Annotated in this window: 20 protein-coding genes and 1 pseudogene; 11 read left to right on the top strand and 10 right to left on the bottom strand. The window is 71.4% G+C overall.

Going from position 1 to position 23561, the window contains the following annotated elements:
* The 5 genes and pseudogenes from ACIQ6R_RS36110 to ACIQ6R_RS36090 form a co-directional block, all read left to right on the top strand.
* Window positions 1-315 (top strand): annotated as a pseudogene (locus tag ACIQ6R_RS36110) (sulfate ABC transporter substrate-binding protein); the annotation flags it as partial.
* A 42-nt stretch (window positions 316-357) separates the two neighbouring features.
* Window positions 358-1206, top strand: coding sequence for an ABC transporter ATP-binding protein (locus ACIQ6R_RS36105; RefSeq protein WP_404226180.1), 849 nt, complete (start codon window positions 358-360; stop codon window positions 1204-1206).
* The gene (locus ACIQ6R_RS36100; RefSeq protein WP_404226178.1) at window positions 1193-2104 is read left to right on the top strand and encodes an ABC transporter permease; all 912 of its coding nucleotides are present in this window, start codon (window positions 1193-1195) and stop codon (window positions 2102-2104) included. The genes ACIQ6R_RS36105 and ACIQ6R_RS36100 overlap by 14 nt, the downstream gene beginning before the upstream one ends.
* A gap of 473 nt (window positions 2105-2577) precedes the next feature.
* Window positions 2578-4356: an ABC transporter ATP-binding protein gene (locus tag ACIQ6R_RS36095; RefSeq protein WP_404186454.1), complete on the top strand. Its 1779-nt coding sequence runs from the start codon at window positions 2578-2580 to the stop codon at window positions 4354-4356.
* Window positions 4357-4500: 144 nt separating this feature from the next.
* Window positions 4501-6363 (top strand): multicopper oxidase family protein, encoded by a 1863-nt coding sequence (locus ACIQ6R_RS36090; RefSeq protein WP_404226177.1) that lies wholly within the window; start codon window positions 4501-4503, stop codon window positions 6361-6363.
* Window positions 6364-6438: 75 nt separating this feature from the next.
* On the opposite strand, the gene ACIQ6R_RS36085 is transcribed toward ACIQ6R_RS36090, so the two are convergent.
* Window positions 6439-6702: a hypothetical protein gene (locus ACIQ6R_RS36085; protein ID WP_404186450.1), complete on the bottom strand. Its 264-nt coding sequence runs from the start codon at window positions 6700-6702 to the stop codon at window positions 6439-6441.
* A 239-nt stretch (window positions 6703-6941) separates the two neighbouring features.
* Between ACIQ6R_RS36085 and ACIQ6R_RS36080 the strand changes: the two genes are divergently transcribed.
* Window positions 6942-8117, top strand: coding sequence for a glycosyltransferase (locus tag ACIQ6R_RS36080; RefSeq protein WP_404186448.1), 1176 nt, complete (start codon window positions 6942-6944; stop codon window positions 8115-8117).
* 101 nt (window positions 8118-8218) lie between these two features.
* On the opposite strand, the gene ACIQ6R_RS36075 is transcribed toward ACIQ6R_RS36080, so the two are convergent.
* Window positions 8219-9295: a nucleotide disphospho-sugar-binding domain-containing protein gene (locus ACIQ6R_RS36075; RefSeq protein WP_404226174.1), complete on the bottom strand. Its 1077-nt coding sequence runs from the start codon at window positions 9293-9295 to the stop codon at window positions 8219-8221.
* 57 nt (window positions 9296-9352) lie between these two features.
* The gene (gene rfbA / locus ACIQ6R_RS36070; protein ID WP_404186444.1) at window positions 9353-10222 is read right to left on the bottom strand and encodes a glucose-1-phosphate thymidylyltransferase RfbA; all 870 of its coding nucleotides are present in this window, start codon (window positions 10220-10222) and stop codon (window positions 9353-9355) included.
* Between the two features lie 193 nt (window positions 10223-10415).
* Here rfbA and ACIQ6R_RS36065 point away from each other — a divergent pair, with 193 nt between their 5' ends.
* Window positions 10416-11429 carry a Gfo/Idh/MocA family protein gene (locus ACIQ6R_RS36065; protein ID WP_404186442.1) on the top strand — a complete coding sequence of 338 codons (1014 nt, stop codon included), beginning with the start codon at window positions 10416-10418 and terminating at the stop codon, window positions 11427-11429.
* An 84-nt stretch (window positions 11430-11513) separates the two neighbouring features.
* On the opposite strand, the gene ACIQ6R_RS36060 is transcribed toward ACIQ6R_RS36065, so the two are convergent.
* The 4 genes from ACIQ6R_RS36060 to ACIQ6R_RS36045 are packed head-to-tail and all read right to left on the bottom strand — an operon-like array spanning window position 11514 to window position 14349.
* A complete protein-coding gene (locus ACIQ6R_RS36060) occupies window positions 11514-12122 on the bottom strand; it encodes a dTDP-4-dehydrorhamnose 3,5-epimerase family protein (RefSeq protein WP_404186440.1) in 609 nt (202 codons plus the stop codon).
* Window positions 12123-12139: 17 nt separating this feature from the next.
* On the bottom strand, window positions 12140-12802 hold the full coding sequence (locus ACIQ6R_RS36055; RefSeq protein WP_404226173.1) for a sulfotransferase family protein: 663 nt from the start codon (window positions 12800-12802) through the stop codon (window positions 12140-12142).
* A gap of 16 nt (window positions 12803-12818) precedes the next feature.
* A complete protein-coding gene (locus ACIQ6R_RS36050; protein WP_404186436.1) occupies window positions 12819-13265 on the bottom strand; it encodes a carboxymuconolactone decarboxylase family protein in 447 nt (148 codons plus the stop codon).
* A 55-nt stretch (window positions 13266-13320) separates the two neighbouring features.
* Window positions 13321-14349 (bottom strand): methyltransferase, encoded by a 1029-nt coding sequence (locus ACIQ6R_RS36045; protein ID WP_404186434.1) that lies wholly within the window; start codon window positions 14347-14349, stop codon window positions 13321-13323.
* Between the two features lie 210 nt (window positions 14350-14559).
* Between ACIQ6R_RS36045 and ACIQ6R_RS36040 the strand changes: the two genes are divergently transcribed.
* Window positions 14560-15177: a DsbA family protein gene (locus ACIQ6R_RS36040; protein WP_404226171.1), complete on the top strand. Its 618-nt coding sequence runs from the start codon at window positions 14560-14562 to the stop codon at window positions 15175-15177.
* A 7-nt stretch (window positions 15178-15184) separates the two neighbouring features.
* Here ACIQ6R_RS36040 and ACIQ6R_RS36035 read toward each other — a convergent pair whose 3' ends face one another.
* Both ACIQ6R_RS36035 and ACIQ6R_RS36030 read right to left on the bottom strand, forming a co-directional pair.
* Complete coding sequence (locus tag ACIQ6R_RS36035; protein ID WP_404226169.1) at window positions 15185-16063, bottom strand: NmrA/HSCARG family protein; 879 nt, start codon at window positions 16061-16063, stop codon at window positions 15185-15187.
* A gap of 95 nt (window positions 16064-16158) precedes the next feature.
* Entirely contained in the window at window positions 16159-16887 is a 729-nt protein-coding gene (locus tag ACIQ6R_RS36030; RefSeq protein ID WP_404226167.1) for an SDR family oxidoreductase, read from the bottom strand.
* Between the two features lie 249 nt (window positions 16888-17136).
* Between ACIQ6R_RS36030 and ACIQ6R_RS36025 the strand changes: the two genes are divergently transcribed.
* From ACIQ6R_RS36025 to hemG, 3 genes are all read left to right on the top strand, one after another.
* The gene (locus ACIQ6R_RS36025; RefSeq protein WP_404226165.1) at window positions 17137-18618 is read left to right on the top strand and encodes an FAD-dependent monooxygenase; all 1482 of its coding nucleotides are present in this window, start codon (window positions 17137-17139) and stop codon (window positions 18616-18618) included.
* Between the two features lie 35 nt (window positions 18619-18653).
* Window positions 18654-20147: an FAD-dependent monooxygenase gene (locus tag ACIQ6R_RS36020; RefSeq protein WP_404226163.1), complete on the top strand. Its 1494-nt coding sequence runs from the start codon at window positions 18654-18656 to the stop codon at window positions 20145-20147.
* An 85-nt stretch (window positions 20148-20232) separates the two neighbouring features.
* Window positions 20233-21711 carry a protoporphyrinogen oxidase gene (gene hemG, locus ACIQ6R_RS36015; RefSeq protein ID WP_404226160.1) on the top strand — a complete coding sequence of 493 codons (1479 nt, stop codon included), beginning with the start codon at window positions 20233-20235 and terminating at the stop codon, window positions 21709-21711.
* A gap of 72 nt (window positions 21712-21783) precedes the next feature.
* Here the strand turns inward: hemG and ACIQ6R_RS36010 are convergent, their stop codons facing one another.
* Complete coding sequence (locus ACIQ6R_RS36010) at window positions 21784-23535, bottom strand: FAD-dependent monooxygenase (protein ID WP_404226157.1); 1752 nt, start codon at window positions 23533-23535, stop codon at window positions 21784-21786.
* Between the last annotated feature and the right edge of the window lie 26 nt (window positions 23536-23561).

Genomic DNA, 23561 nt, shown 5'->3' with positions numbered 1-23561 from the left:
AAGGCCTCGGTGGACACCAACGAGTGGATCGAGGCCAACCCCGACGAGGCCAAGGCCGCGGCGAACAAGCAGCTGGAGAAGGACACCGGCAAGGCACTGCCCGCCGACGTCCTGGACCCGGCGTGGAAGTCGATCCGGCTGACCGACGACCCGCTGGCCGCCACCCTCGACGCCCAGACGGATCACGCCGTCAAGGCGGGTCTGCTGGAGCAGCCCGACCTCAAGGGCATCTACGACCTCACGCTGCTCAACAAGGTCCTCAAGGCCAAGGGCGAACCCGCGGTCGACGACGCCGGACTCGGCGGTCGGCAGTAGGCCCGGACCACGACCAGGGACCAGGGACCAGGAGGTTCGACCATGGCCACGACCACGCCCATCGCCGAGGACACCCGGATCGCCGGGGCCGACGAGACCGCCGGGGCCGACGGGACCGCCGCGCCCGGCAAGATCGCGGAGCCGGCTGCGCGCACCACCCGCATCGAGCACGTCTCGAAGTCGTTCGGGGGCCCCGCCGGACAGCAGCTCGTGCTGGACGACATCACCCTCGATGTCGCACCCGGCGAGTTCGTCACCCTCCTGGGGGCCTCCGGCTGCGGCAAGTCCACGCTGCTGAACCTGGTGGCGGGCCTGGACAAGCCGAGCGCCGGCGCGATCACCACGGACGGGCGGCCGGCCCTGATGTTCCAGGAGCACGCCCTGTTCCCGTGGCTGACCGCGGGCAAGAACATCGAACTCGCCCTGCGGCTGCGGGGCGTGCCCAAGTCCGAGCGCCGCGACAAGGCGGAGGAGCTGCTCGAACTCGTCCGGCTGAAGGGCGCGTACGGCAAGCGGGTGCACGAGCTGTCGGGCGGTATGCGCCAGCGGGTCGCGATGGCCCGTGCGCTCGCCCAGGAAAGCAGGCTGCTGCTGATGGACGAGCCGTTCGCCGCCCTGGACGCCATCACACGGGACGTACTGCACGACGAGCTGACCCGGATCTGGCGCGAGACGAAGCTGTCCGTCCTGTTCGTCACGCACAACGTCCGCGAGGCCGTCCGCCTCGCCGAGCGCGTGGTGCTGCTCTCCTCCCGCCCCGGACGCGTCGCCCGCCAGTGGACGGTCGGCATCCCGCATCCGCGCCGCATCGAGGACACCGCCGTGGCGGAACTGTCCGTCGAGATCACCGAAGAACTGCGTGGGGAGATCCGCCGCCATGGCCAGCACTGACACGACGCGTCCCGCCAAGGACGCGGGCGCCAAGGACGGCGGCGATCTCGCCGGTCTGGAGGCGGGCCTGGACGCACTGGAGACGGTGCAGCAGGGCCGCACGCCCTTCCGGCAGACCTTCGTGGAGAAGATCCTCCCCCCGGCCGTCGCCGTCCTCCTGGTGATCGCGGTGTGGCAGGGACTCGTCTCCTTCGAGATCGTCGACGACCCGACCAAGCTGCCCGCCCCGTCCGACGTGTGGAACGTGGTGCACCAGGCCTGGCTCCAGGGCGAACTGCTCGGCTACATCTGGACCAGCGTCTCGCGCGGACTGTCCGGCTTCCTGCTGGCGCTGGTGATCGGCACCCCGCTGGGGCTGCTGGTGGCGCGGGTGAAGTTCGTGCGCGCGGCGATCGGCCCGATCCTGTCCGGCCTCCAGTCGCTGCCGTCGGTGGCCTGGGTGCCGCCGGCCGTGATCTGGCTGGGCCTGAACAACTCGATGATGTACGCGGTCATCCTGCTCGGCGCCGTACCGTCCATCGCCAACGGCCTGGTGTCCGGCGTCGACCAGGTCTCCCCGATCTTCCTGCGCGCGGGCCGCACCCTCGGTGCCACCGGACTGAAGGGCACCTGGCACATCGTGCTGCCCGCCGCCCTGCCCGGCTACGTAGCCGGCCTCAAGCAGGGCTGGGCGTTCTCCTGGCGCTCGCTGATGGCCGCCGAGATCATCGCCTCCTTCCCCGACCTCGGCGTCGGCCTCGGCCAGTTGCTGGAGAACGGCCGCAACGCCAGCGACATGGCCATGGTCTTCGAGGCGATCCTCCTCATCCTCACCGTCGGCATCGCCATCGACCTGCTGATCTTCAGCCCACTGGAACGCTGGGTCCTGCGCAGCCGCGGCCTCCTGGTGAGGAGCTGACAGCCACCCCGCACCGTGCGCTCCGCTCCGCTCTGCTCGTCGCCCGTGGCCGGCGGCGCCCTCCGTCCGCCGGGCGTCCGGGCCGTCCGCCCGTCTCCCGGCGGGGCTCGGCACTCCCTCCAGCGGGACTCGACGGATCACCTGCTGGTCCTTGAGACGCGTCTATCAAGGTGGCGGTGAATGGTTTACCGGCGAAACGGAGACCGTCATGCGGACACGGCACACATCCGCCATGCGAGCCATCGGCAGGAGTTTCGGCGAGGGCCTCATGTGGATGGGGTTCGGATGGTTCGGAACGCATCCGCCCCACCCCTGGTCGGGGTATGCGATGCCGCCCGCCGAGCAGCCGTGCCTGCCTCCGCTGTCGGAGGAGGATTTCGCCCGGTGGACGACCGCGGCCAAGCACTTGTGAGAGGTGGCCGCAGCCGTTCCGCGGCCTGCGCATCTTCCCGCCCGAAGACAAGGAGACCAGGGTGACCAGCACCGGGCCGGCCAAGGCTCACGTTCCCGTGCAGAAGCGGCGCATACTCAAGCTGTTCCGTCCGTACCGCAAGAGCCTGCTGTTCGTCGCGTCGCTGGTCGCGGCCTCTTCGCTGGTTTCTCTCGTCAACCCCTTCCTGATCCGCGAGATCATCGACGTGGCGCTGCCGCAGGGCAGGACGGGACTGCTGTCCCTGCTGGCCCTGGGCATGGTCGTCGTCGCGGTCGCCAACAGCTCGTTCAACGTGTGGCAGACCTACCTCTCCGCGAAGGTCGGCCAGCTCGTCATGCACGATCTGCGCACCGCCGTCTACTCCCACCTCCAGCGCATGTCACTGGCCTTCTTCACCCGGACCCGCACCGGTGAGGTCCAGTCGCGGATCGCCAACGACATCGGCGGGATGCAGGTGACCGTCACCACCACGGCGACGGCCCTGGTGTCGGACGTGACCACCGTCATCACCACGGTCACCGCGATGGCGCTGCTCGACTGGCGGCTCACGCTCGCGTCGCTGATCGTCCTGCCCGGCTTCGTCTGGGTCAGCCGCCACGTCGGGGACGAGCTGCGGGTCCTCACCCGTGCCCGGCAGCGCCAGTTCGCCGACCTGTCGTCGAACGTCCAGGAGTCGTTGTCGGTCAGCGGCATCATGCTCGGCCACACCATGGGCCGTTCGCGCTCGCTGAGCGACGCCTTCGCGGGACAGTCCCGCAAGCTCACCGACATCGAGGTGCGCGCCAGCACGGCGGGCCTGTGGTACCAGTCCACGATCTGGATCGTCCTGGCGGCCATGCCCGCGGTGATCTACTGGGTGGCTGGTCTGACCGGCAGCGGCGGCCACATGTCCATCTCCATCGGCGCGCTGGTCGCCTTCGCCACTCTCCAGCAGATCCTGTTCCGGCCGGCGCAGCGGCTGCTGACCATCGGTCTGGACATCCAGAGCTCCCTGGAGTTGTTCGGGCGCATCTTCGAGTACCTCGACCTGCCCGTCGACGTCGCCGAGCCCGAGCACCCGGTGGTGCCGGCGAGCCTGCGGGGCGAGGTGCGGCTGCGCGGGGTCGGTTTCAGCTACGCGGGCGCCGAGCGGCCGACTCTGGAGGGCGTCGACGTAACGGTTCCCGCAGGGCACAGCCTCGCCGTCGTCGGGGAGACCGGCTCGGGCAAGACGACCCTGAGCTACCTCATACCGCGTCTGTACGACGCGACGTCCGGCACCGTCACGATCGACGGCATCGACGTGCGCGACCTGTCGTTCGACACGCTCGCCGCCGCCGTCGGCGTCGTCTCCCAGGAGACGTACCTCTTCCACGCCTCGGTCGCCGACAACCTCAGGTTCGCCAAACCCGACGCGAGTGACGAGGAACTGGTCGCCGCGGCGCGGGTGGCGCACATCCACGACTACCTGATGTCCCTGCCCGACGGCTACGACACGGTGGTGGGCGAGCGCGGGTACCGTTTCTCCGGCGGGGAGAAGCAGCGTCTGGCCATCGCCCGCGCCATCCTGCGCGACCCACCCGTGCTGGTGCTCGACGAGGCCACCAGCGCGCTGGACACCCAGACGGAGCGGGCCGTCCAGCAGGCCATCGACGCGGCCAGCGCCGGACGCACCACCATCACGGTCGCGCACCGGCTGTCGACCGTACGCGACGCCGACGAGATCCTCGTCCTGGAACGGGGCCGCGTCGCCGAGCGCGGCACCCACGACGAGCTGCTCGCCCTCGACGGTCACTACGCCACGCTGGTGCGCCGGGACAGCGAGATGGCCGTCGTGTAGGCCGGTGCCGGGCGGAGGCCGTGCAGCGGACCTCGAGCGGTTCTGGAGGGGGCATTGCCTACGATCCGGCGAATGGAGACCGCGTCTGCCGAAATACCGGAACCGCCCTCAGTGGCCCGGCGCACCTTGCTACGGGGCAGCGCCGTGGCCGGCCTGGGTGCGCTCGTGTCGTCGTCCTCCGCCTTCGCCGCGCCCGGCCCGGCGTCGCCCGGCGGTCCCGAGCCGTCGGCGGACGGACTGCTGCTGACCAAGTTCAGGGACCCGCTGCGTACACCGCCGGTGCTCCGCCCACGCGACCGCGGCGGGCACGACGAGCTGACCGTACGCATGCGCACCGCCGACGTCACCGTGCACTCGGAGCTGCCCGCGGTGCGGATGTGGACGTACGAGGGAAGCCATCCGGGCCCGACGATCGAGACGGTCCGCGGCCGTCGGCTGCGCGTCACCTGGGAGAACGGGCTGACGGGGAACATCCCGGTCACCGCCGTGGAGTTCGGGCAGCCCGGCGGCCCCATGCCGGACCCGCTGTCCAACTACCCCGGGACGCGGGGCTGCCAGGAGGTGGCCGCGGTGGCCGGATTGGAGCCGTGGGCCGCCGTGCACCTGCACGGGATGCTGACCGGCGGCGGCAACGACGGCTGGATGGAGAACCTCGTCGCTCCGGGCGAGGTGCAGCTGTCCGCGTACCCGAACGACCAGGCCGCTACGACCCTCTGGTACCACGACCACACCCACCACGTCAGCCGCTTCAGCGTGTACGCCGGCCTCGCGGGCCTGTTCATCTCCCGCGACGCCGAGGAACGGGCCCTGGACCTGCCCAGGGGCAGACACGAGGTGCCGCTGGTGCTCAGCGACCGCAATTTCGCCCTGGACGGCTCGGGGGCCCTCACCGGGCGTCTGGTCCACAAGGTGGAGATGGTCGGCACCAAGCTCATGCGTGCCCATGCCGCCCCCTACACCCTGGTCAACGGCGTGGTCTGGCCCTACCTCGAGGTCCAGCCGCGCTGGTACCGGTTCCGGGTCGTCAACACGGCCAACTCCCGGATCTACCGGCTGATGCTGCTGGCCGACGGACGGCCCGTGCCCGGCGCCTTGCAGGTGATCGGCACCGACCAGGGGCTGATCGACAGGCCGCTGCCGGTCGATGGCGCGCTCAACCTGTCCCCCGGCGAGCGCGCCGACGTGCTGGTCGACTTCAGCCCGTTCCGCGGCCGGTCCGTCAAGCTGGTCAACACGATGGAGGGCGTCACGCCCGGCGACTCCAGCACCCGCCACGACCTGCTGGAACCCGACGTGATGCAGTTCCGCGTCGCCGGCCGGGGGGCCGCCGGACGGTTCGCTCCGCCCCGGAGCCTCTCGCCCACCTTCAGGCGGCCCACGCACCACGACCTGCCGCACGGCGCACGCCCCCGGTGGGTGGTGCTGGTCGGGCCGGGCTCGGCCAACGTGCCCGAGCTGTGGGAGATGGAGGAGATGGAGGAGTCCGACGCGGAGGGGATCACGTTGCCGTCCGCCGGGATCGTCCAGGTCGAGGACGCCGAGGGCAGGGTGACGACGCTGCGCCGGACGGCCATGCACTACGACGACGGCGACGCGTTCACCGTGGCGCACCACGATGTGGAGATCTGGAAGTACCTCAACCTCGCCGCCTCGCCGCACCCCATGCACATCCACCTGGCCCACTTCCACGTGCTGTCCCGCGAGAACTACGACGTGACCGGCTTCGACCGGGTCGTGAGGGGCTCCGCCAGGCCGGTCTCGTTCCTGGGGGCGGCGGAACTGGAGGCGCACGAGCTCGGGGAGAAGGACACCGTCCGGGTGGGCACGGCCGGCCGGATCACCCCCGGACCGAACGGAACACCGGGCGAGATGGTCACCGTGGCGGTGCGCTTCCCCGTCGTCGGCAGGGGCGTGCACCACTGCCACATGCTCGAGCACGAGCAGCACATGGTGCGCCCGCTGGTGGTCGGCCCGGTCGCCCACCGGCACGCGAACGGCCACCACTGACACGCCGAGTGCCCGCGGCGGTGGACGGCGCGGGCACTCGGCGGGGCAGAGCTGCGGGGGCCGGCGGCAGTGCGGTCAGGCGGCCTTGCGGACGATCTCCACAGGATTGGCGTCCAGGAGGGTCCGGACGGCGCCCTCGCCGCCCGCGACGTCCAGGGACATGTCGTTGAGGCGGCCGATGACGTTCCGGACGACCTTTTCCGGCTGCGTCTTTTCGGTGCCCTCCCAGACCAGCTCCGGGAAAACCGTCAGGTAGACCTTGTCGTTTCCCTGGCTGTAGATGTTCACTTCCATGACGTCACGGAGAGCCATCCGGGCTTCGTAGATCAGGTTGTTCATGTGCCACCGACTTTCGGTATCCGTTTCTGAGGCTTCCTGGCCACACGTACCGATCTCATGATGGTCAGCGGGCGAAGGGCGCGCAACGAAGTCCGGAGATTACCTGTTCAACTGCGGGAAATCCGCGATTGAACGAGCTTGCCCATTTCCGCTGTTTGACAGAAAAAGGCCGCCCTGCGGACCATCGTACTGTTCGCAAATGCTGCAGGCCGCGTCCCACGAAAAGCATCCGGAGTGCCATGAAAATCCTGTTCATCACCACAGGCAGCCAGGCCACCTACTATGCCGCTGCTCCGTTGGCGACGGCCGCGCGCAACGCGGGCCACCAAGTCATGCTGGCCGCCCACGAGCCGTGGGTGGAGACCGCGGAGGCCATCGGTCTCCCCACCTTCTGCTTCACCGTGGACCCGATCCGGCACTTCATGCGGATCACCAACCCGGGCAAGGGACTGCGGTTCCCCCGGGAGCTGGGCGACGAGGAGATGTTCGGGCAGGGCCGCGGCTTCGCGAAGATGGGTCTGGCCGGGGTCGAGTCCCTGCTCGACCTGGCCAAGGACTGGACCCCGGACGTGGTCGTGGGCAGCTCGCAGAGCTATGCGGCGATGCTGCTCGCCGCCCACCTGAAGGTCCCGTACGTGCGCCACATCGAGTACCTGGGCATCCCGCTCACCGGTATCGACCCGGGCGCCGAGGAGGAGTTGCGGCCCGAGATGGAGCGGCTGGGCGTGGACGGGCTGCTCAAGCCCGACCTGCTGCTCGACTCGACGCCGCCGTCGCTGCGACCCGTCCACGACCCGGCGGCGCAGCCGATGCGCTGGATCCCCAGCAACCCGCAGCGCCGGCTGGAGCGCTGGATGTACACCCGTCCCGAGGGCCGCAAGCGGGTGGTGATCACCTCCGGCTTCCGCAGCCTGATGTTCCGCGACCCGGGCTGGTCCATGCCGCTGCTCGTCAAGGAGCTGGACAAGCTGGGGGCCGAGGCGCTGATCGCGTCGAACCCCGGCGCCGTCGAACGGTTCGGCACCGAGCTGGGCGACGCCCGCGTCGGGTGGATCCCGATCGACGTCACCGCCGCCACCTGCGACCTGGCCGTCCATCACGGCGGCGCCACCACCGCCACGACGCTGATGGCCAACGGCGTGCCGCAGCTGGTCATCCCGGAGAACCCGCCGGAGTTCCCGCCGAACTACCACCGGGAGGCCATCGCCAAGGCCATCACCGACTTCGGCGCCGGCAAGACGCTGTGGCCGCAGGCCCAGGAGCCCGACAAGGCGCCGGGCGAGGTGATCGCCGCGGCCTGCCGGGAACTGCTGGAGAACCCCGGCTACACCGAGCGGACGCGGTTCATCGCCAAGGAGATCTCGACGCTGCCCACGCCCTCCGAGATCGTGCCCAAGCTGGAGGCGCTGGTCTGACGGCAGGTGCGTCGCTCCCGGCAACGCGAGTCGCCCTGGGGCCGCGGAGAGGTTCTCCGCCGGTCCCAGGGCGACTCGCGTTGCCCGCGCGGGCCGGCCGGTCAGCGGGCGGCCAGGGCCTCGATGTCGCGCAGCACCTCGTCCGGTGTGGGAAGCGCGGCGGTCTCCGCGGCGAGGGTACGGGTCCGCTCGGCGTACCGCGGGTCGGCGAGGATCGACCGGCAGGCCGTGACGGTCACCTCGTCCGGGTCCTGGCCGGCCTCCGGCCGGTGCCGGTCCACCAGCACGGCGGCGCCGAAGCCGCTGACGGCCTCCGCGACGGCCTTGCCGTAGCCGTTGTCGGGGACGATCAGCTGGGGCACGCCGGCGTTGATCAGCGTCATGGCGGTGGTCGCGCCGCCGTGGTGGACCGCCAGGTCGCAGGTGGGGGCGACGACGTCCAGGGGGATCCAGCCGATGCGTACGTCGCCCAGTTCCGCGCCGTAGCGCTCGGCGGCCTCGGGCAGTGCCGCGATCAGCACCTCGGCTCCCGTTCCGGTCAGCCCGTCCACCAGCCGGCGCAGCGAACTGCCGGGGGTGTCGAGCATCAGGTTGCGGGTGCCCGCGGTGATCAGTACCCGGCGGCGGCCCTCGGGGCGGGTGTACATCCACGGCTCGACCCGGCGCTGGCTCACCCGGGGGACCCAGCGCATCGCCCGCCCGGCGGGAGCGCCCGGCGGGCGCAGGGACGGCGGGCACAGGTCGACGAAGAGGTCGGGCTCCGGCAGCTCGGCCAGCCCGAGGCGTTCCAGCTGCGGCTGGAGTTCGGCCACCGCCGTGCGGTCCCGGCGGGCCATCGGGGCGATGTACCAGATGTGCCGGACGAAGGGGACCTTGAGCCGGGCGGCGAGCACCCGGGGGACGTGGGACAGGCCGCCGACGACCACGTCCGGGGACCACTGCCGGGTCAGTTCCAGCAGGGCGTCGATCCGGACGGCGGCCGTCATGGCGTCCTGGCCGTAGCGCATGCGCTCGGGAGTGATGCAGACCGCGGGGAGCCCGACGGACTGTGCGGCCGCCATCAGCGGTTCGTCGGCCGCCAGCAGGATCTCGTGGCCCGCGTTCCGGGCGGCGGCGGCCAGCGGGGCGACGCCGAAGACTGCCGCCTGGCTGCCCCCGACGGTGAAAAGTATTTTCATGGCTGTCGCACTTCTTCCGTTGGGAGGCGCAGGGACTGCGCGGGATGTGATGCGGGATCAGCCGGCCTTGGCCATTTCCATGACGTACTGGCCGTAGGAGGAGTTCGCGAGGCGGCTGCCGAGCCGGTAGCAGGACTCCTGGTCGATGTAGCCCATGCGCCAGGCGATCTCCTCGAGACAGGCGATGCGGACGCCCTGACGGTGTTCCAGGACCTGCACGTAGTCCCCGGCCTCCATGAGCGCGTCGTGGGTTCCGGTGTCGAGCCAGACGAAACCGCGGCCGAGCGGCACGAGCCTGGCCTCGCCGCGTTCCAGGTAGACGCGGTTGAGGTCGGTGATCTCCAGCTCGCCTCGTTCCGAGGGCCGCAGTCGGCGGGCGATGTCGACGACCTGATTGTCGTAGAGGTACAGCCCCGTGATCGCCATGTTGGTCTGCGGATTGGCGGGCTTCTCCTCGAGGGCGACGAGCCTGCCCTGCTCGTCGACGGTGCCCACGCCGTAGCGCTCGGGGTCGCGCACCGGGTAGCCGAACAGGACGCAGCCCTTGAGGTCCTGCGCGACCCTCTGCAGCATGGGTCCGAACTCGTACCCGTGGAAGATGTTGTCGCCCAGCACCAGGGCCACGGAGTCGTCGCCGATGTGATCCTCGGAGACCAGGAACGCGTCGGCCAGCCCCCGGGGCTTGTCCTGCTCCGCGTAGGTCAGGGTGATGCCCAGCCAGGAACCGTCGCCCAGCAGTCGCCGGAACATCTCCGCGTCCTCGGGCGTGGTGATGATCTCGATCTGGGTGATCCCCGCCAGCATCAGGGCGGACAGCGGGTAGTAAATCATCGGCTTGTCGTAGACCGGGAGCATTTGCTTCGAAACTCCGAGAGTGATCGGATGGAGCCTCGTGCCATTGCCGCCGGCCAGGATGATGCCCTTCACCGTGGCGCCTCCTCAGTAACTTCGTGCCAATTAGGCGTGCCCGCACTTTATCGGGGGCCGGTACCCACCCGGAAGTCTCTCCCGGACCACCGCCCCGAATGACGTTCTTGTTGACAGACACGAGCCTGCTTACTCAGGCTGACGGCATACCGGTTCAGGCATTCGCATTTACTGTCGTCGTTTAGGTGGACCTGTGGAAATCGAAGATCTGACGCCCGCTCTCGAATCCGAGCAGAGGGCCGGTATCGGCGTCATCGGGTGCGCCGACATCGCCGTTCGGCGGGCCCTCCCGGCGATCCGCCGTTCACCGTTCCGGCTGGCCGCGGTGGCGAGCCGTTCCCGGGAGAAGGCGGAGGGCGTCGCGGCCACCGCCGGTTGCCGGGCCGTCGAGGGCTACGAGCGGCTGCTGGAGCTGCCCGGCATCGACGCGGTCTACATCCCGCTGCCGAACAGCGAGCACGCCAAGTGGGCGCAGCGGGCGCTGGAAGCGGGAAAGCACGTGCTGCTGGAGAAGCCCGCCGTGCCCGCAGAGGACAGCGCCCGGGACCTCGTCGCGCTCGCCGAGGAGGGCGGGCTGGTCGTCATGGAGAACTTCGCCTTCCTCAGGCACCCCCAGCACGAGCAGGCGCGGTCCCTGGTGGCCGACGGAGCCATCGGTGAACTGCGCTCCTACAACGGCGCGTTCGGGATTCCGCCGACCGACCCGCGCGGCATCAAGTACCAGGCGGACCTCGGCGGCGGGGCGCTGTGGGAGGTCGGTTGCTACCCGGTGCGCGCGGCCCAGGAGTACCTCGGGCCGTCGGCGCGGGTCTTGGGGGCCGGCCTGAAGTACGACGCGGACCTGGGCGTGGACGTCTCCGGGGTGGCGCTGCTGGGCGACGACGACGGCGTCACCGCACACTGCTCCTTCGGTCTGTCCCACGGTTACCGGTCGACGTACGACCTGTGGGGGAGCGAGGGGCGGCTGGTCCTGGAGTGGGCGTTCACGCCCTCGCACAGTGCCCGACCGGTTCTCCGGCTGCAGCAGAAGGACCGTGAGACGAGGATCCTCGCCCCGGCTGCGGACCAGTTCCTCGGCGTGTTCACCGCCTTCCACGACGCGGTGCGCGATCCGGCGGCGCGGGCGGCGCACCACCGCGAGCTGGTGCGGCAGGCCGGGCTGATGGCTCGCATCCGCGCGCACGCCCTCGGCCGGACGCCCCGGTGAGCGGGAACCGGTGAGGCGCGCGGACCCGGGGCAGCACGGAACGGCGGTCGGTGCCCGCGGGCACCGACCGCCGTCGCGCGCGCTCTACCGTCCGGCCCGTGCCGCGGTGAGCCGGCGCGGCGGGCACTGCTCGTAGGTGGGCAGCAGACCCGCGGCCGCCGCCTCGGCGAGGGTGGGCGCCGCGGCGTCCTTGTCGGAACGGATCGGCGGCTCGGTCAGGCCCCAGGGCAAGGCGAGGACCGGGTCCAGCGCATCGATGTCGATCATCGTCCCCGGCTCGTACTCCTGCGAGCACAGGTAGCTCATGCACGTGTCGTCGGTGAGGGCGAGGAAGGCGTGCCCGACGCCGTCGGGCAGGTACACGGCCGTCCCCGTCTCGGGGCTCTGGTGGGTGACGTCGTAGTGGCCGAACGTCGGCGAACCCACTCGCAGGTCGACGGCGATGTCCAGGGCGCTGCCCCGCACGCAGGTGACGAACTTCGCCTGGCCGGGCGGGACCGTGGTGCCGTGGATGCCGCGCAGGGTGTTGCGCCGGGACACCGAGTAGTTGACCTGGCGGACCGTGAACTCCCAGCCGCTGCCGGCCAGCAAGGAGCTGGACCGCACGGATTCGAAGAAGTGCCCCCGCCGGTCGCTCAGGGGCTCGGGTTCGACGCGGTACGCGCCGGGGACCGTCATTTCCGTTATCAGCACCGTGGCTCCTCGCCGGCTCAGCCGGTGGCCGCCGCGGCGGCGCCGGCCGCCCGGGCGATCCGCTGCCGCATGGACGCGGTGTCGTTGGTCCGCGGGAACTCCTCGTGCGGAACGCCGACCCCCAGGAAGCCGCACAGCGGCTCCCAGCCCTGCTGCACGTCGTAGACGAGGACGTTGTCCGCGCCCAGGGCGCGCACGACCTCCTCGTTGTGGCGGTGGTAGACCTCGATGGCGTGGTCCTTGTCGGAGAACCGGCCCCCGAACAGACCGTCCCAGACCATGGTGCCGGTGACGCGGAACAGCCGCGCCTGCGGGCTGCCGGGCTCCGGCGGGTTCGCCATGCTGCGCAGGGCGAACTGGTACAGGGTGTCGTGGGTGCTGCGGTACCAGCTCTCGGCGTCACGCACCGTCAGGATCACCTTGGCGTCGGGGAACGCCTCGCTGATCTGCCGGTAGTACACGGCACAGGGGCCGTCCACCGCGGAGCCGTAGCCGTCGAAGACGGCCGCCCAGTCGGGGCTCTCGCCGTCGCAGACGATCCGCTCCCACTGCTGGAGGCGCTTCGCGTCGCCGACGATGTCGAACATGTGGAAGGAGGGGCCGAGACCGAGCCGGTCCAGGGCCACCTTCAGCGAGGTCGTGCCGGTCCTGCCCAGGCCGGCGTTGATGAGCTTCAGCACAGTGCGTCTCCCCTTCTCAGCGCCAGGCCGCGGCTTCCTGGCGGGTGGCGACGTTCACCCGGTTCCAGAAGTTGACCAGGCCGATGTGCATGACCAGCGCACCGAGCTGCTCGTCGGTGTAGTACTGGGCGGACTTCTCCCAGATCTCGTCCGACGCCATGTCCTGCGGATCGGTCATCAGCGTGACGGCCTCGGCCATCTCCAGCGCCGCGCGCTCGGCCCCGTCGAAGCAGGACTCGGTGCGCCAGCCGGCCACCCGCGGCAGGCGCTCGTCCGCCCCGGCCGCCTGCTCCGGGGTGTCCGGGAACGTGTAGGTGCGGCCGTTGATCTCGCTGACGCGCAGCCGGACGAGGTCGAGGGTGGTCTGCGGCACGCCCACCTTGCCGATGACCTCGGTCAGGTCGAGCAGGGGCTGCAGGGCGCCGGGAACGACCAGGGAGGGGTTTTCCATCCGTGGGGTCATCGGGTCTTCTCCTGTGCGGTATGCGTGGATGAGTCGGTTGCTTGCGGCGGCGCCCTCAGACCGGGATGCCCTCGATGACCGAGATCGGCGCGCTGGTGGGAACGACTCTCGTGAGTTCGAAGCCCGCCTTGGCGAACAGTTCGGTGTACTCCGCGCGGGTGCGTTCTCGGGCACCGAGCATCAGCATCAGCCAGAGGTCGATGGTGTGGCCGATGTGCTTCTCGTTGTTCTCCGGGAGCACGTACTCGATGACGAGCAGCCTGCCTCCGGGGGCGATCGCCTCGCGCGCGTTGCGCAGGGCCGTGACGGCGTCGGTCTCGGAGAAGTCGTGGATGATGTGCTTGAACACGTAGGCGTCACCGCCCGGGGGCAGCTTGCCCAGGTAGCCGCCGTGCTCGATGGTGAGCCGGTCCGCGACTCCGGCCGCCTCGAAGAGCGCCGGCGAGTCCACGGTCGCGACCTCCTGGTCGTACAGCACGCCCTTGACGTCCGGTGCCTGCCCGAGGATGCCCGCCAGGAGGTTGCCCCGGCCGGCGATGACGTCCACGACGGTGCCGAACCGGGAGAAGTCGTAGGCGGCGAGGATCGGGGCGGTCTCCGATGCCGACAGCTCGCCGAACGCCTGGAAGAACACCCGCGCGTAGCCGGGGTTGGCGTGGAAGAAGTCCAGCGCGCCCATGCCGCGCAGCTTGGGCAGGTTGGCCTCACCGGTCTCCACGGTGCTGGACAGGTGGCCCCACTCCTCCCACAGCGTGGGGTGGTTCATCAGCAGGGCGAAGCCGCGCATCGAGTCCGGCGCGTCCTCACGCAGCTTGTCGGACAACGGCGTGTGCTCGTACCGGCCGTCCGGGCGGACGGCGAACACCCCGTGACCGGCGAGCGCGCGCAGGATGCGGTGGGTCGCCCCGGGGTGGGCCCCGACCCGGGCCGCGATGTCCTCGACGGGCAGCGGGCCGTCGGCCAGCACGTCCGCGATCCCGAGTCTGGCCGCGACGGAAATCGCCTGTGTGATCACCGCGCCCTGAATGAGATGGAGCAGTGAGTACGAGTCGGACTGGTCACGAACCTCGGGCAGCACGGACATGCCTTCCCTTTCGGAGCGCCTCTTTTCGCGGATTCCAGACAATAGGTCGGCGCTTCTCAAAACCGCAAGCTCAATTTTTGACGCAATTATCCGCCGGGCGTTCAACCGTGGAATTTGAGCGGTTGAACAGGCCATGTCCAGCGGCGCTCCAGCAGAATTCCGGCACCGCTTGCCAAATTGTTCCGGCCCGGCTACGTCGAGGAGGCCCCGTTGCGGCACGACACCCCCACCACGGTGGATTTCTGGTTCGACCCGACCTGCCCCTGGGCGTGGCTGACCTCCCGCTGGGTCCTCGACGTCGCCCGGCAGCGGCCTCTCGAGGTCCGCTGGCGCCTGATGAGCCTGACGGTGCTCAACGAGGGCCGCACGGACCTGCCCGAGCGCTGGCACCGGGACCTGGCGGTGCGGCTGGAGCCGGTCCGGGTCTGCGCCGCCGCCGGGCAGAAGTACGGCCCCGAGGTGCTGGGCCGGCTCTACACCGAGCTGGGCACCCGGTTCCACCTGGAGCGGGCCCCCAAGGAGCCCGCCACCTACGCGGCGGCCCTGACCGCCGCGGGCCTCGACGCCGGCCTGGCCGAGGCGGCCGGTTCGGACACGTACGACGACGCGGTGCGTGCCTCGCACGACGACGCCGTCGGCCGGGTCGGCACCGATGTGGGCACGCCCGTCGTCGCGGTGGGGGGCGTCGCGTTCTTCGGCCCGGTGGTGTCCCCCGCTCCCCGCGGTGAAGCGGCGGTGCGGCTGTGGGACGGGGTGCTCGCCGTGGCGGCGACCGACGGGTTCTTCGAACTCAAGCGGACCCGCACCCGGGAGCCGGTGTTCACCTGAGGCCGCGTCAGCGTCCCACCGCGGCCACGGGGGCCGTCCAGTTGTCCGCCAGCCAGGCCTCCAGCGTCACCAGGCCGGGCCTGGTGCTGCGGAGCGCGTCGAGGTCGGCGCGGTATCCGTCCCGCTCGAACCAGTCGAACATGTTGGCGAGGTCGGGGCGGGCCGAGCGCAGCGGCTCGATCGGCAGCCGCTGGTAGCGGACCGGGACACCGGCGACCGCCTCGAACGCCGCGGCCATCTGCGGTCCGGTCAGCGCGTCGCCGGCGATCTCGACCACCCGGCCCAGCCAGGCGTCCGGGTTCTCGAAGGCGTCCGCCGCGAAGACGCCGATGTCGCTGGTCGCGATGAGCTGCACCGGGGTCCGCGGGTCCAGCCACATGGCCAGCACGAGTTCACCGCCGGCCGGGCGCGGGGCGATGTCGAGCAGGATGTCGTGGAACATGACCGGACGCAGCACCGTCGTCGGCAGGTCGAGCGTGCGCAGGTACTGCTCCACCCGGAGCTTGCTCTCGAAGTGCGGGACCCGGGTGTCGCGGTCCGCGCCTCCGACCGAGCTGTAGACGAAGTGCCGTACCCCGGCGCGCACCGCGGCGTCGGCCACCGCCCTGCCCTGCCGCACCTCGGCCTCGACGCCGCCCGGCCCCCGGAAGGTCTGGACGCTGAACACCCCGTGGACGTCCCGCATCGCCGCCGTCAGCGACGCCTCGTCGTCCATGTCGCCGCGGACCAGGACGGCGCCCGCCTTCCGCAACTCCCTCGCCTGCGCCTTGTCCGGGTCACGGACCAGGGCGTGCACGGTGTGCCCGCGCCGCAGCAGTTCGCGGGTCACCGCCCCGCCCTGCCGGCCGGTCCCGCCCAGCACCAGGATCGTTCCGTCAAGCGCCACTGTCTTCTCCAAGTCTCGTGCCCGCCGCGGCCAGGCCCGGCGGTGTGGTCGGATGCGGCGGCCGCAGGGCGGCCTCCGTGCGTCGGGGCCGCGCGCTACCAGGGCACGGGCCCCTCGTCCGCCAGGCACACGCCCGACGGGCCGCTCTCGTCCAGCAGGGCGAGCCGGACCACGATCTCGGCCCCTTCGGCGGGCGTGCGGTGACCGCGATGGTGGTTGATGTCGGTGGCCACCACCCCGGGCAGGGCGGCGTTGACCTTGACGGGCGTCCCCCGCAGCTCCTTGGCGTAGGCGACCGTGACCGCGTTCAGCGCCGTCTTCGACGACTGGTAGGCGATCATGTTGATTCCCGCCAGCGGGGAGCCGGGGTCCGAGTTGAGGGTCAGCGAGCCCAGGTGGCTGGACAGGTTGACGACGCGGCCGGCCGGGGAGCGGCGCAGCAGCGGCAGCATCGCGTGGGTCACGGTGACCACCCCGAAGACGTTGGCCTCGTAGACCTCACGCATGTCGGCCGCGGTCGCCCGGCTCGGTGCGCCGGTGAAACCCCCGGCGGTGCCGGCGTTGTTCACCAGGATGTCCAGGCGTCCGTGGCGGTGTTCGATCTCGCGGGCGGCGCCGGCCACGCAGGCCGGGTCCCTCACGTCCAGCCTCAGCGGCGTGGCGGCGATGCCGTCGGCGGCCAGCGCGTCGGCGGCCTCCTTGCCGAGCACCTCGTCCCGCGCGCCGACGAGGACGACGATCCCCCGCTCACCGAGTTGCCGCGCGGCGGCGAAACCGATTCCCTTGTTGGCACCCGTGACGAGGGCGACCTTCTCGACTGTCACGTCGACTTCCTTTCTGCGGCCGTCGAGGCGCGCATTCTCCGCGCGGAAGAGGGAATTCCCGAAGACACCCGACGATATTGCTGCGGTGCGCTCCTCACGTTCAAGCGTTCACCCCCGCGTTCAAAAGTGGCGACCACGTGAACGCACGCTCCACCGGAGCCTGCGGAATTCGGAATCGTTGCGACCGGACATCGCCCTGAGTAGCTTCACAAAGGCCAACCATTGCCACAGCGCAGAGGGCCTCATGAAATGAAGAGAACTGACGTCATAGTGGTCGGTGCGGGGCCGGCCGGCCTGATGCTGGCCGGGGAGCTCCGCCTGGGCGGGGTGGACGTGGCCGTCTACGACAGGCTGCCCGCGCCCGCCGAGGAGTCCAGGGCGCTCGGCTTCAACCGGCGAGCGGCCGAATCGCTGGGGCAGCGCGGCCTGCTGAGCCGCCTGGGCGAGTTCCGGTGGGGCCCGATGGGGCACTTCGGCGGAGTCCGGTTCGACCTAGGCATGCTCGACCAGGACCACAGCGGCGTGCTGGGCCTGTCCCAGGCCAGGACCGAGGGTGCACTCGGCGGCTGGCTGGCCGATCTCGGCGTACCGGTGCGCCGGGCCCGTGAGGTGACCGGCCTGCGGGAGACACCCGAAGGGGTCGTGGTGTCCTTCACCGGCCCCGACGGGCCCGGCGAGGAGACGGCCGGGTACGTGGTCGGCTGCGACGGGGCGGGCAGTACCGTGCGGGCGCTGGCCGGCATCCCGACCCGTATCTGGGAGCCCACCAGGGGCATGTACACCGCGGAGATCAGCGGGGTCACCCCGCGGCCCCGGCCGATCGGCGAGCGGCTTCCCGGCGGCCGCATGGTGGTGTGCACTCCGGTGGGCCCGGGCCGCTGCCGGGTGGTCGTCCACGATCCGGCCCTGCCGGCCCGTCCGGAGCCGGGCGCCCTGACGTTCGCCCAGGTCGCCGACGCGTGGCGGCGACTGACCGGCGAATCCATCGACGACGCGGACTGCCAGTGGCTGTGGGCGTGCGGGAATTCGGCCGCACTGGCCGGGGAGTACCGGCGCGGCCGGGTGTTCCTGGCCGGCGACGCGGCGCACGAGATTCCGCCGCTGGCCGCGTGGGGGCTGAGCGCCGGGCTGCAGGACGCGGTGAACCTCGGCTGGAAGCTGGCGGCGGCCGTCGCGGGACGGGCACCCGAGGGACTGCTCGACACCTACCACGCCGAACGCCACCCCGTCGGCGAGCAGTTGATCCGCAACGCCCGCGCGGCGTCGAAGCTGTACCTCGGTGACGAGCACATGGACCCGGTCCGCGAGGTCGTGGGCGAGCTGCTGTCCCACAAGGACGCCGCCGAACAGGCCGCCGGAATCGTGAGCGGCCTCGGTGTCCGCTACGACCTGGCCAAGGGCGACCACCCCCTGCTCGGCCGGCGCATGCCGCCCGACCACACCCTCACCCTCGCCCACGGCACCCGCACCACCGTCGCCGAACTCCTGCGCACCGGACGCGGCCTGCTCCTCACCACCGACCGCACCACCGCCGAGACGGCCCGCGACCACACCGACCGCGTCGACGTCGTCACCGGCACCTGGACCACCCCGCCCGACCCCGCCCTCGACACCGTCCTGGTCCGCCCCGACGGCTACGTCGCCTGGACCTCACCCGGCACCACCGACGACCTCACCGACGCCCTCCACCGCTGGTTCGGCAGTGGCGTCCCGCAGTACGCCGGCCGGTGAGCGCCCGGTCGCACCCATTCAGAAGGAGCGAACACATGGCCAGGGATGTCATCGTCGTCGGGGCCGGGCCGGTCGGGCTGATGACGGCGGGCGAACTCAGGCTCGGCGGCGCGGACGTCGTCGTCTACGAGCGCCTGTCCGCACCGACGCGTCAGTCGCGCGGCGCGAGTTTCACCAGGCGTACTGCCGAGTGCTTCGACCAGCGGGGCCTGCTGGGCCGCCTCGGCGACACGGAACCCGCCGACAGCCACTTCGGCGGGGTGCCGATCGACCTCGGCATGCTGGCGCAGGACCACTACGGGCACCGCGGCGTCTCCCAGTTCCGCACCGAGCGGATGCTGGAGGACTGGGTGGGCGAACTCGGCGTACCGGTCCTGCGCGGCCGGGAGGTGACCGCCCTTCGGCAGGACGACGACGGTGTCGTGGTGAGCGTCGACGGCCCCGACGGCCCGGCCGAGGAGCAGGCCGCTTACCTGGTCGGCTGCGACGGCGGGCGCAGTACCGTCCGCAAGCTGGCCGGGATCGCCTTCCCCGGCACCGACGGCCGGCGCGGCTTCCTCACGGCCGACGTCACCGGTGTCGACACCCGCAAGCGGCGCATCGGCGAGAACCTGCCGGGTGGCAGCATGGTGATGGCGATGGACCTGGAGGACGGTGTCACCCGGGTGGTCGTCCACGAGGCCGGTACGCCGCCGCCCCGCGACCGCGACGCGCTCTCCTTCTCCGACCTCGCCGATGCCTGGCAGCGGCTCACCGGCGAGTCCATCCACCACGGGCGGTGCCGCTGGATCAGCTGCTTCACCGATGCCTCGCGGGCCGCCGCCGAGTACCGGCGCGGGCGGGTGTTCCTGGCCGGCGACGCGGCGCACGTGCAGCCCCCCGCCATGGCGCAGGGGCTGAGCGTGGGTGTCCAGGACGCGGTGAACCTCGGCTGGAAGCTGGCGGCAGCCGTCGCGGGACGGGCACCCGAGGGACTGCTCGACACCTACCACGCCGAACGCCACCCCGTCGGCGAGCAGTTGGCACGCAACGCCCGCGCGGCGATCGAGCTGCGGCTCACCGGCGAGGACATGGACCCGGTCCGCGAGGTCGTGGGCGAGCTGCTGTCCCACAAGGACGCCGCCGAGTACGCGGCCGGCATGCTGAGCAACCTCGGTGTCCGCTACGACCTGGCCAAGGGCGACCACCCGCTGCTCGGCCGGCGCATGCCGCCCGACCACACCCTCACCCTCGCCCACGGCACCCGCACCACCGTCGCCGAACTCCTGCGCACCGGACGCGGCCTGCTCCTCACCACCGACCGCACCACCGCCGAGACGGCCCGCGACCACACCGACCGCGTCGACGTCGTCACCGGCACCTGGACCACCCCGCCCGACCCCGCCCTCGACACCGTCCTGGTCCGCCCCGACGGCTACGTCGCCTGGACCTCACCCGGCACCACCGACGACCTCACCGACGCCCTCCACCGCTGGTTCGGCGACGGGCAACGGTTCTCCAGCCGCCCTCGACCGCAGGGCTGGGCCTGACCGCGAGACTGCCGGGACCTGTCCCGACGCCGGGCGCCGGCGTCGGGACGGCCTCTACGACACTAACCACGAAGGATCTGGTGGAATGGCTGGCACCGAACAGGATCAGGTGAGTGGAAAGCCCCATGTAGTCGTCATCGGGGGTGGTATCGCGGGGCTGGCGGCGGCATTCCGGCTCCGCAACGAGCCGGTCCGGGTGACGGTCCTGGAGGCGTCGTCCCGGCTCGGCGGGAAGCTGTCGGTCTCCGAAGTGGCGGGGATCGCGGTCGACGAGGGCGCCGAGTCGCTGTACGCCAACCGGCGCAGGACCACCGGGCTGATCGAGGACGCCGGGCTCGGCGAGCAGATCATGCCCGCGGGCGTGACCGCGTCGGCGATCTGGACCAGGGGCGAGGTCCGGCAGCAGCCGGACCGGCAGTTCATGGGCGTGCCCTGCGACATGGACGACCTCGCCAGGTCGGGTGTCGTCTCCGCGGAGGGCGTGGACAGGGCCCGGCAGGACCTCGTACTGCCGTCCTTCGACCGGGACGGCGACGTGTCGGTGGCGGACTACGTCGGCGGGCGCTTCGGCCGGGAGGTCGTGGACCGCCTCGTCGAACCGTTCCTCGCCGGTGTGTTCTCCGGCCGCGCCGCGGACCTGTCGTTCGAGGCCACGCTGACGCCGCTGGCCAAGGCGGCCCGCGCGCACGTCTCACTCGCGGACGCGGCCGCCTCGCTGACGCCCGTGCTCGCCGAGGGGCAGAAGCCGCCGCCGGTGCGGGTGGCGACCCTCGACGGCGGGTTCGGTTCGCTGCCCCCCGTGCTCGTGCGGCAGGTGCTGGCGGCCGCGCCCGACGCGTCCGTGCGTACCGGCGCCCCCGTGCGGGACCTCACCCGCACCGCGGGGGGCTGGCGGGTGACCGTGGGCTCCTCCACCGGCGCCGAGCACCTCGACGCCGACGCCGTCGTCATCGCCGTCCCGGCCGGACCGGCGGGCGCGCTGCTGGGTTCGGTCCCCGGGATGTCCCCGGCCGTCTCGGCGTTCGCCGAGGTGCCGTACTCGAGCGTGGCGATGGTCACCCTCGCCTATCCCCACGCGGCGTTCCCCGGCGGGCTCTCGGGCCGCGGGTACACCGCCTACCGGGTGCCCGCGGTGGAGGGTAAGGCGGTCAAGGAGGTCACGTTCACCACCGTGAAGTGGCCGCACCTGGCCGGCGAGGTGGAGATAGTCCGCTGCTCGATCGGGCGGTTCGGCGAGGAGAACCTGCTGCAGCGCGACGACGCCGACCTCGTGGCACTGGCGACGGCCGAGCTGGCCGAGGCCACCGGCGTCAGCGGGGTTCCGGTCGCGACCCGGGTCAGCCGCTGGGAGGACGCCCTGCCGCAGTACACCGTCGGTCACTTCGAGCGGGTGCGGCGGATCCGCGAGGCGGTGGCCGCCCAGCCCGGCCTCGCGGTGTGCGGGGCACTGTACGACGGTGTGGGCGTCGGGGTGTGCATGGCCTCCGCCCGCCAGGCCGCCGACCGGGTCCTGGCGTGGATCAAGCAGAACGCCGCGGCCCCTGCGGTCTCGGTCGGCGCCTGAACGGTCCTGCGCGAACGCGAGCGGCCGTGCCCGGCTTCCCGGGCACGGCCGTTGTCGTCTTCCCACGTGCCGTCAGCGGTCAAGCACCGCGGCGAACGCCTGTGCCAGGACCTGCTCCGCGTCCTCGACGCCCTCCGCGCTGCGCCAGGCGACATGCTGGTCGGGACGGACCAGGAGCGCGCCGGCATCGGTGATCCCGCGGACGGCCTCCCAGCCACCGTCCACGTCGGCGTACTCGCCGTCGGCTCCGATGCACACCGTGCGCAGGCCGACGGAGAACTTCTCCGCCACCCGCACGGCCGCATCGCGCCACGACGTCCCCTGCGGGCCCGTGATCAGCGTGAAGTCGGTCCGGCCGGTGAGGTCGAGCGTGGACTGGCGCCGGCCGTCCCGGGTGATCCAGGCGTGCGGCAGCCGGTGCCCGGGGCGGGACGTCGGCCGGTGCTCGTTGCGCATCGGGACGCGGGCCGGCGCCTCGCTGCCGTCCGGGACGAGCGCACCGTCCTCGTAGTGGAAGCCGACCTCCATGTCGAGCGACTGGCAGCCCCCGCGGTGCGTGTGGAAGATCTCCAGGGCACGCTCGCGCACGGTGTCACCGAGCGGCGAGGGGTCGAAGTACGCCTCGAGGCGCTGCTTGCGGCGCCCCGCGGGGATGTTGTGACCGGCGCCGACGGCGTCGATGACCGCCTGGTGGTGCACGGCGGCGGACACCGCCCAGTCGACGTTCTCGCGGCCCACGGGCCTGCGTTCGGCCTCGTAGGTGTCGATCAGGCCGTCGGTGGCACGGCCGCCGAGCACCGCGGCGAGCTTCCAGGCGAGATTGTGCGCGTCCTGGATGCCGGTGTTGAGGCCGAGGCCGACGGCGGGAGGCTGACGGTGTGCGGCGTCGCCGGCGATCAGGACGCGGCCGACCCGGTAGCGGTCGGCGAGGTGCGCGTGCACGATCCAGTCCGTCACCTTGTGCACCGTCACCTCGAGGTCCGGTATGCGCAGCAGTTCCCGGATCCGGGGGACGACCGTCTCCGCGTCCCAGCGTCCGGGCGGGCCCGGGGCGAAGTGCAGGCCCCACTGCTCGCAGTCCTTGCCCCAGCTCGGTCCCATCTCGATGAGGTTGCTGGACAGGTCGGGGTCCTCCGGGCTGAGGAAGTGCGTGATGAGCGTTCCCTCCTCCCACCACTCGGACAGGTCGGCGGAGAAGTACGCGGTCGTGGTGTTGACCAGTCCGGGCGGGCCCTGCATCTCGATGCCGACCGCGGCTCCGACCATGCGGCCGCCGTCGGCCCCGATGAGGTACTGCGACGTGACGGTGGTGGTCTCCCCGGTGTCCAGGTTCCGCACCTCGGCGACGACGTGATCGCCCTCGTCGGAGAAGGAGACCACCTCGTGGTGGAAGAGGACCCGTCCCGGATTGCGCTCCTCCGCGTGCCGGCGCAGGATCGGCTCCAGCCACATCTGCGGCAGCTTGGCGGGCAGGACGGGGCCGGCCGCCGCGTAGGTCTCGCGCAGTTCACCGCCACCGAAGGCATCCATCTCGTGGATCAGGCGCCGGTCCAGCGGCCCGTCGCCGGCGAGCGTGGTCTGCCAGCGCACCTTGCCGAACTTCTCCAGCGGTGCGGCCTCGACGAACACGTCGTCGGCGACGTGGTGCTGGCGGAAGATCTCCATCGTGCGCTGGTTGAGGTAGTGCGCCTTCGGGACCCTCGATGTGTCCGGGTGCCGTTCCACCAGCAGATGATCGACGCCCTGGTCGGACAGGAAGACGGAGGCGGACAGACCGCATCCGCCACCGCCCACGATCAGAACCGGAACCTCGATGGCTCCCATATTCGCCCCTTTGAGATCGACAGATG

Source organism: Streptomyces sp. NPDC096048 (assembly GCF_044763415.1).
Taxonomy (GTDB): domain Bacteria; phylum Actinomycetota; class Actinomycetes; order Streptomycetales; family Streptomycetaceae; genus Streptomyces.
The sequence above is the reverse complement of the archived record's forward strand: the minus strand, read 5'-3'. Positions and strand labels throughout refer to the sequence as shown.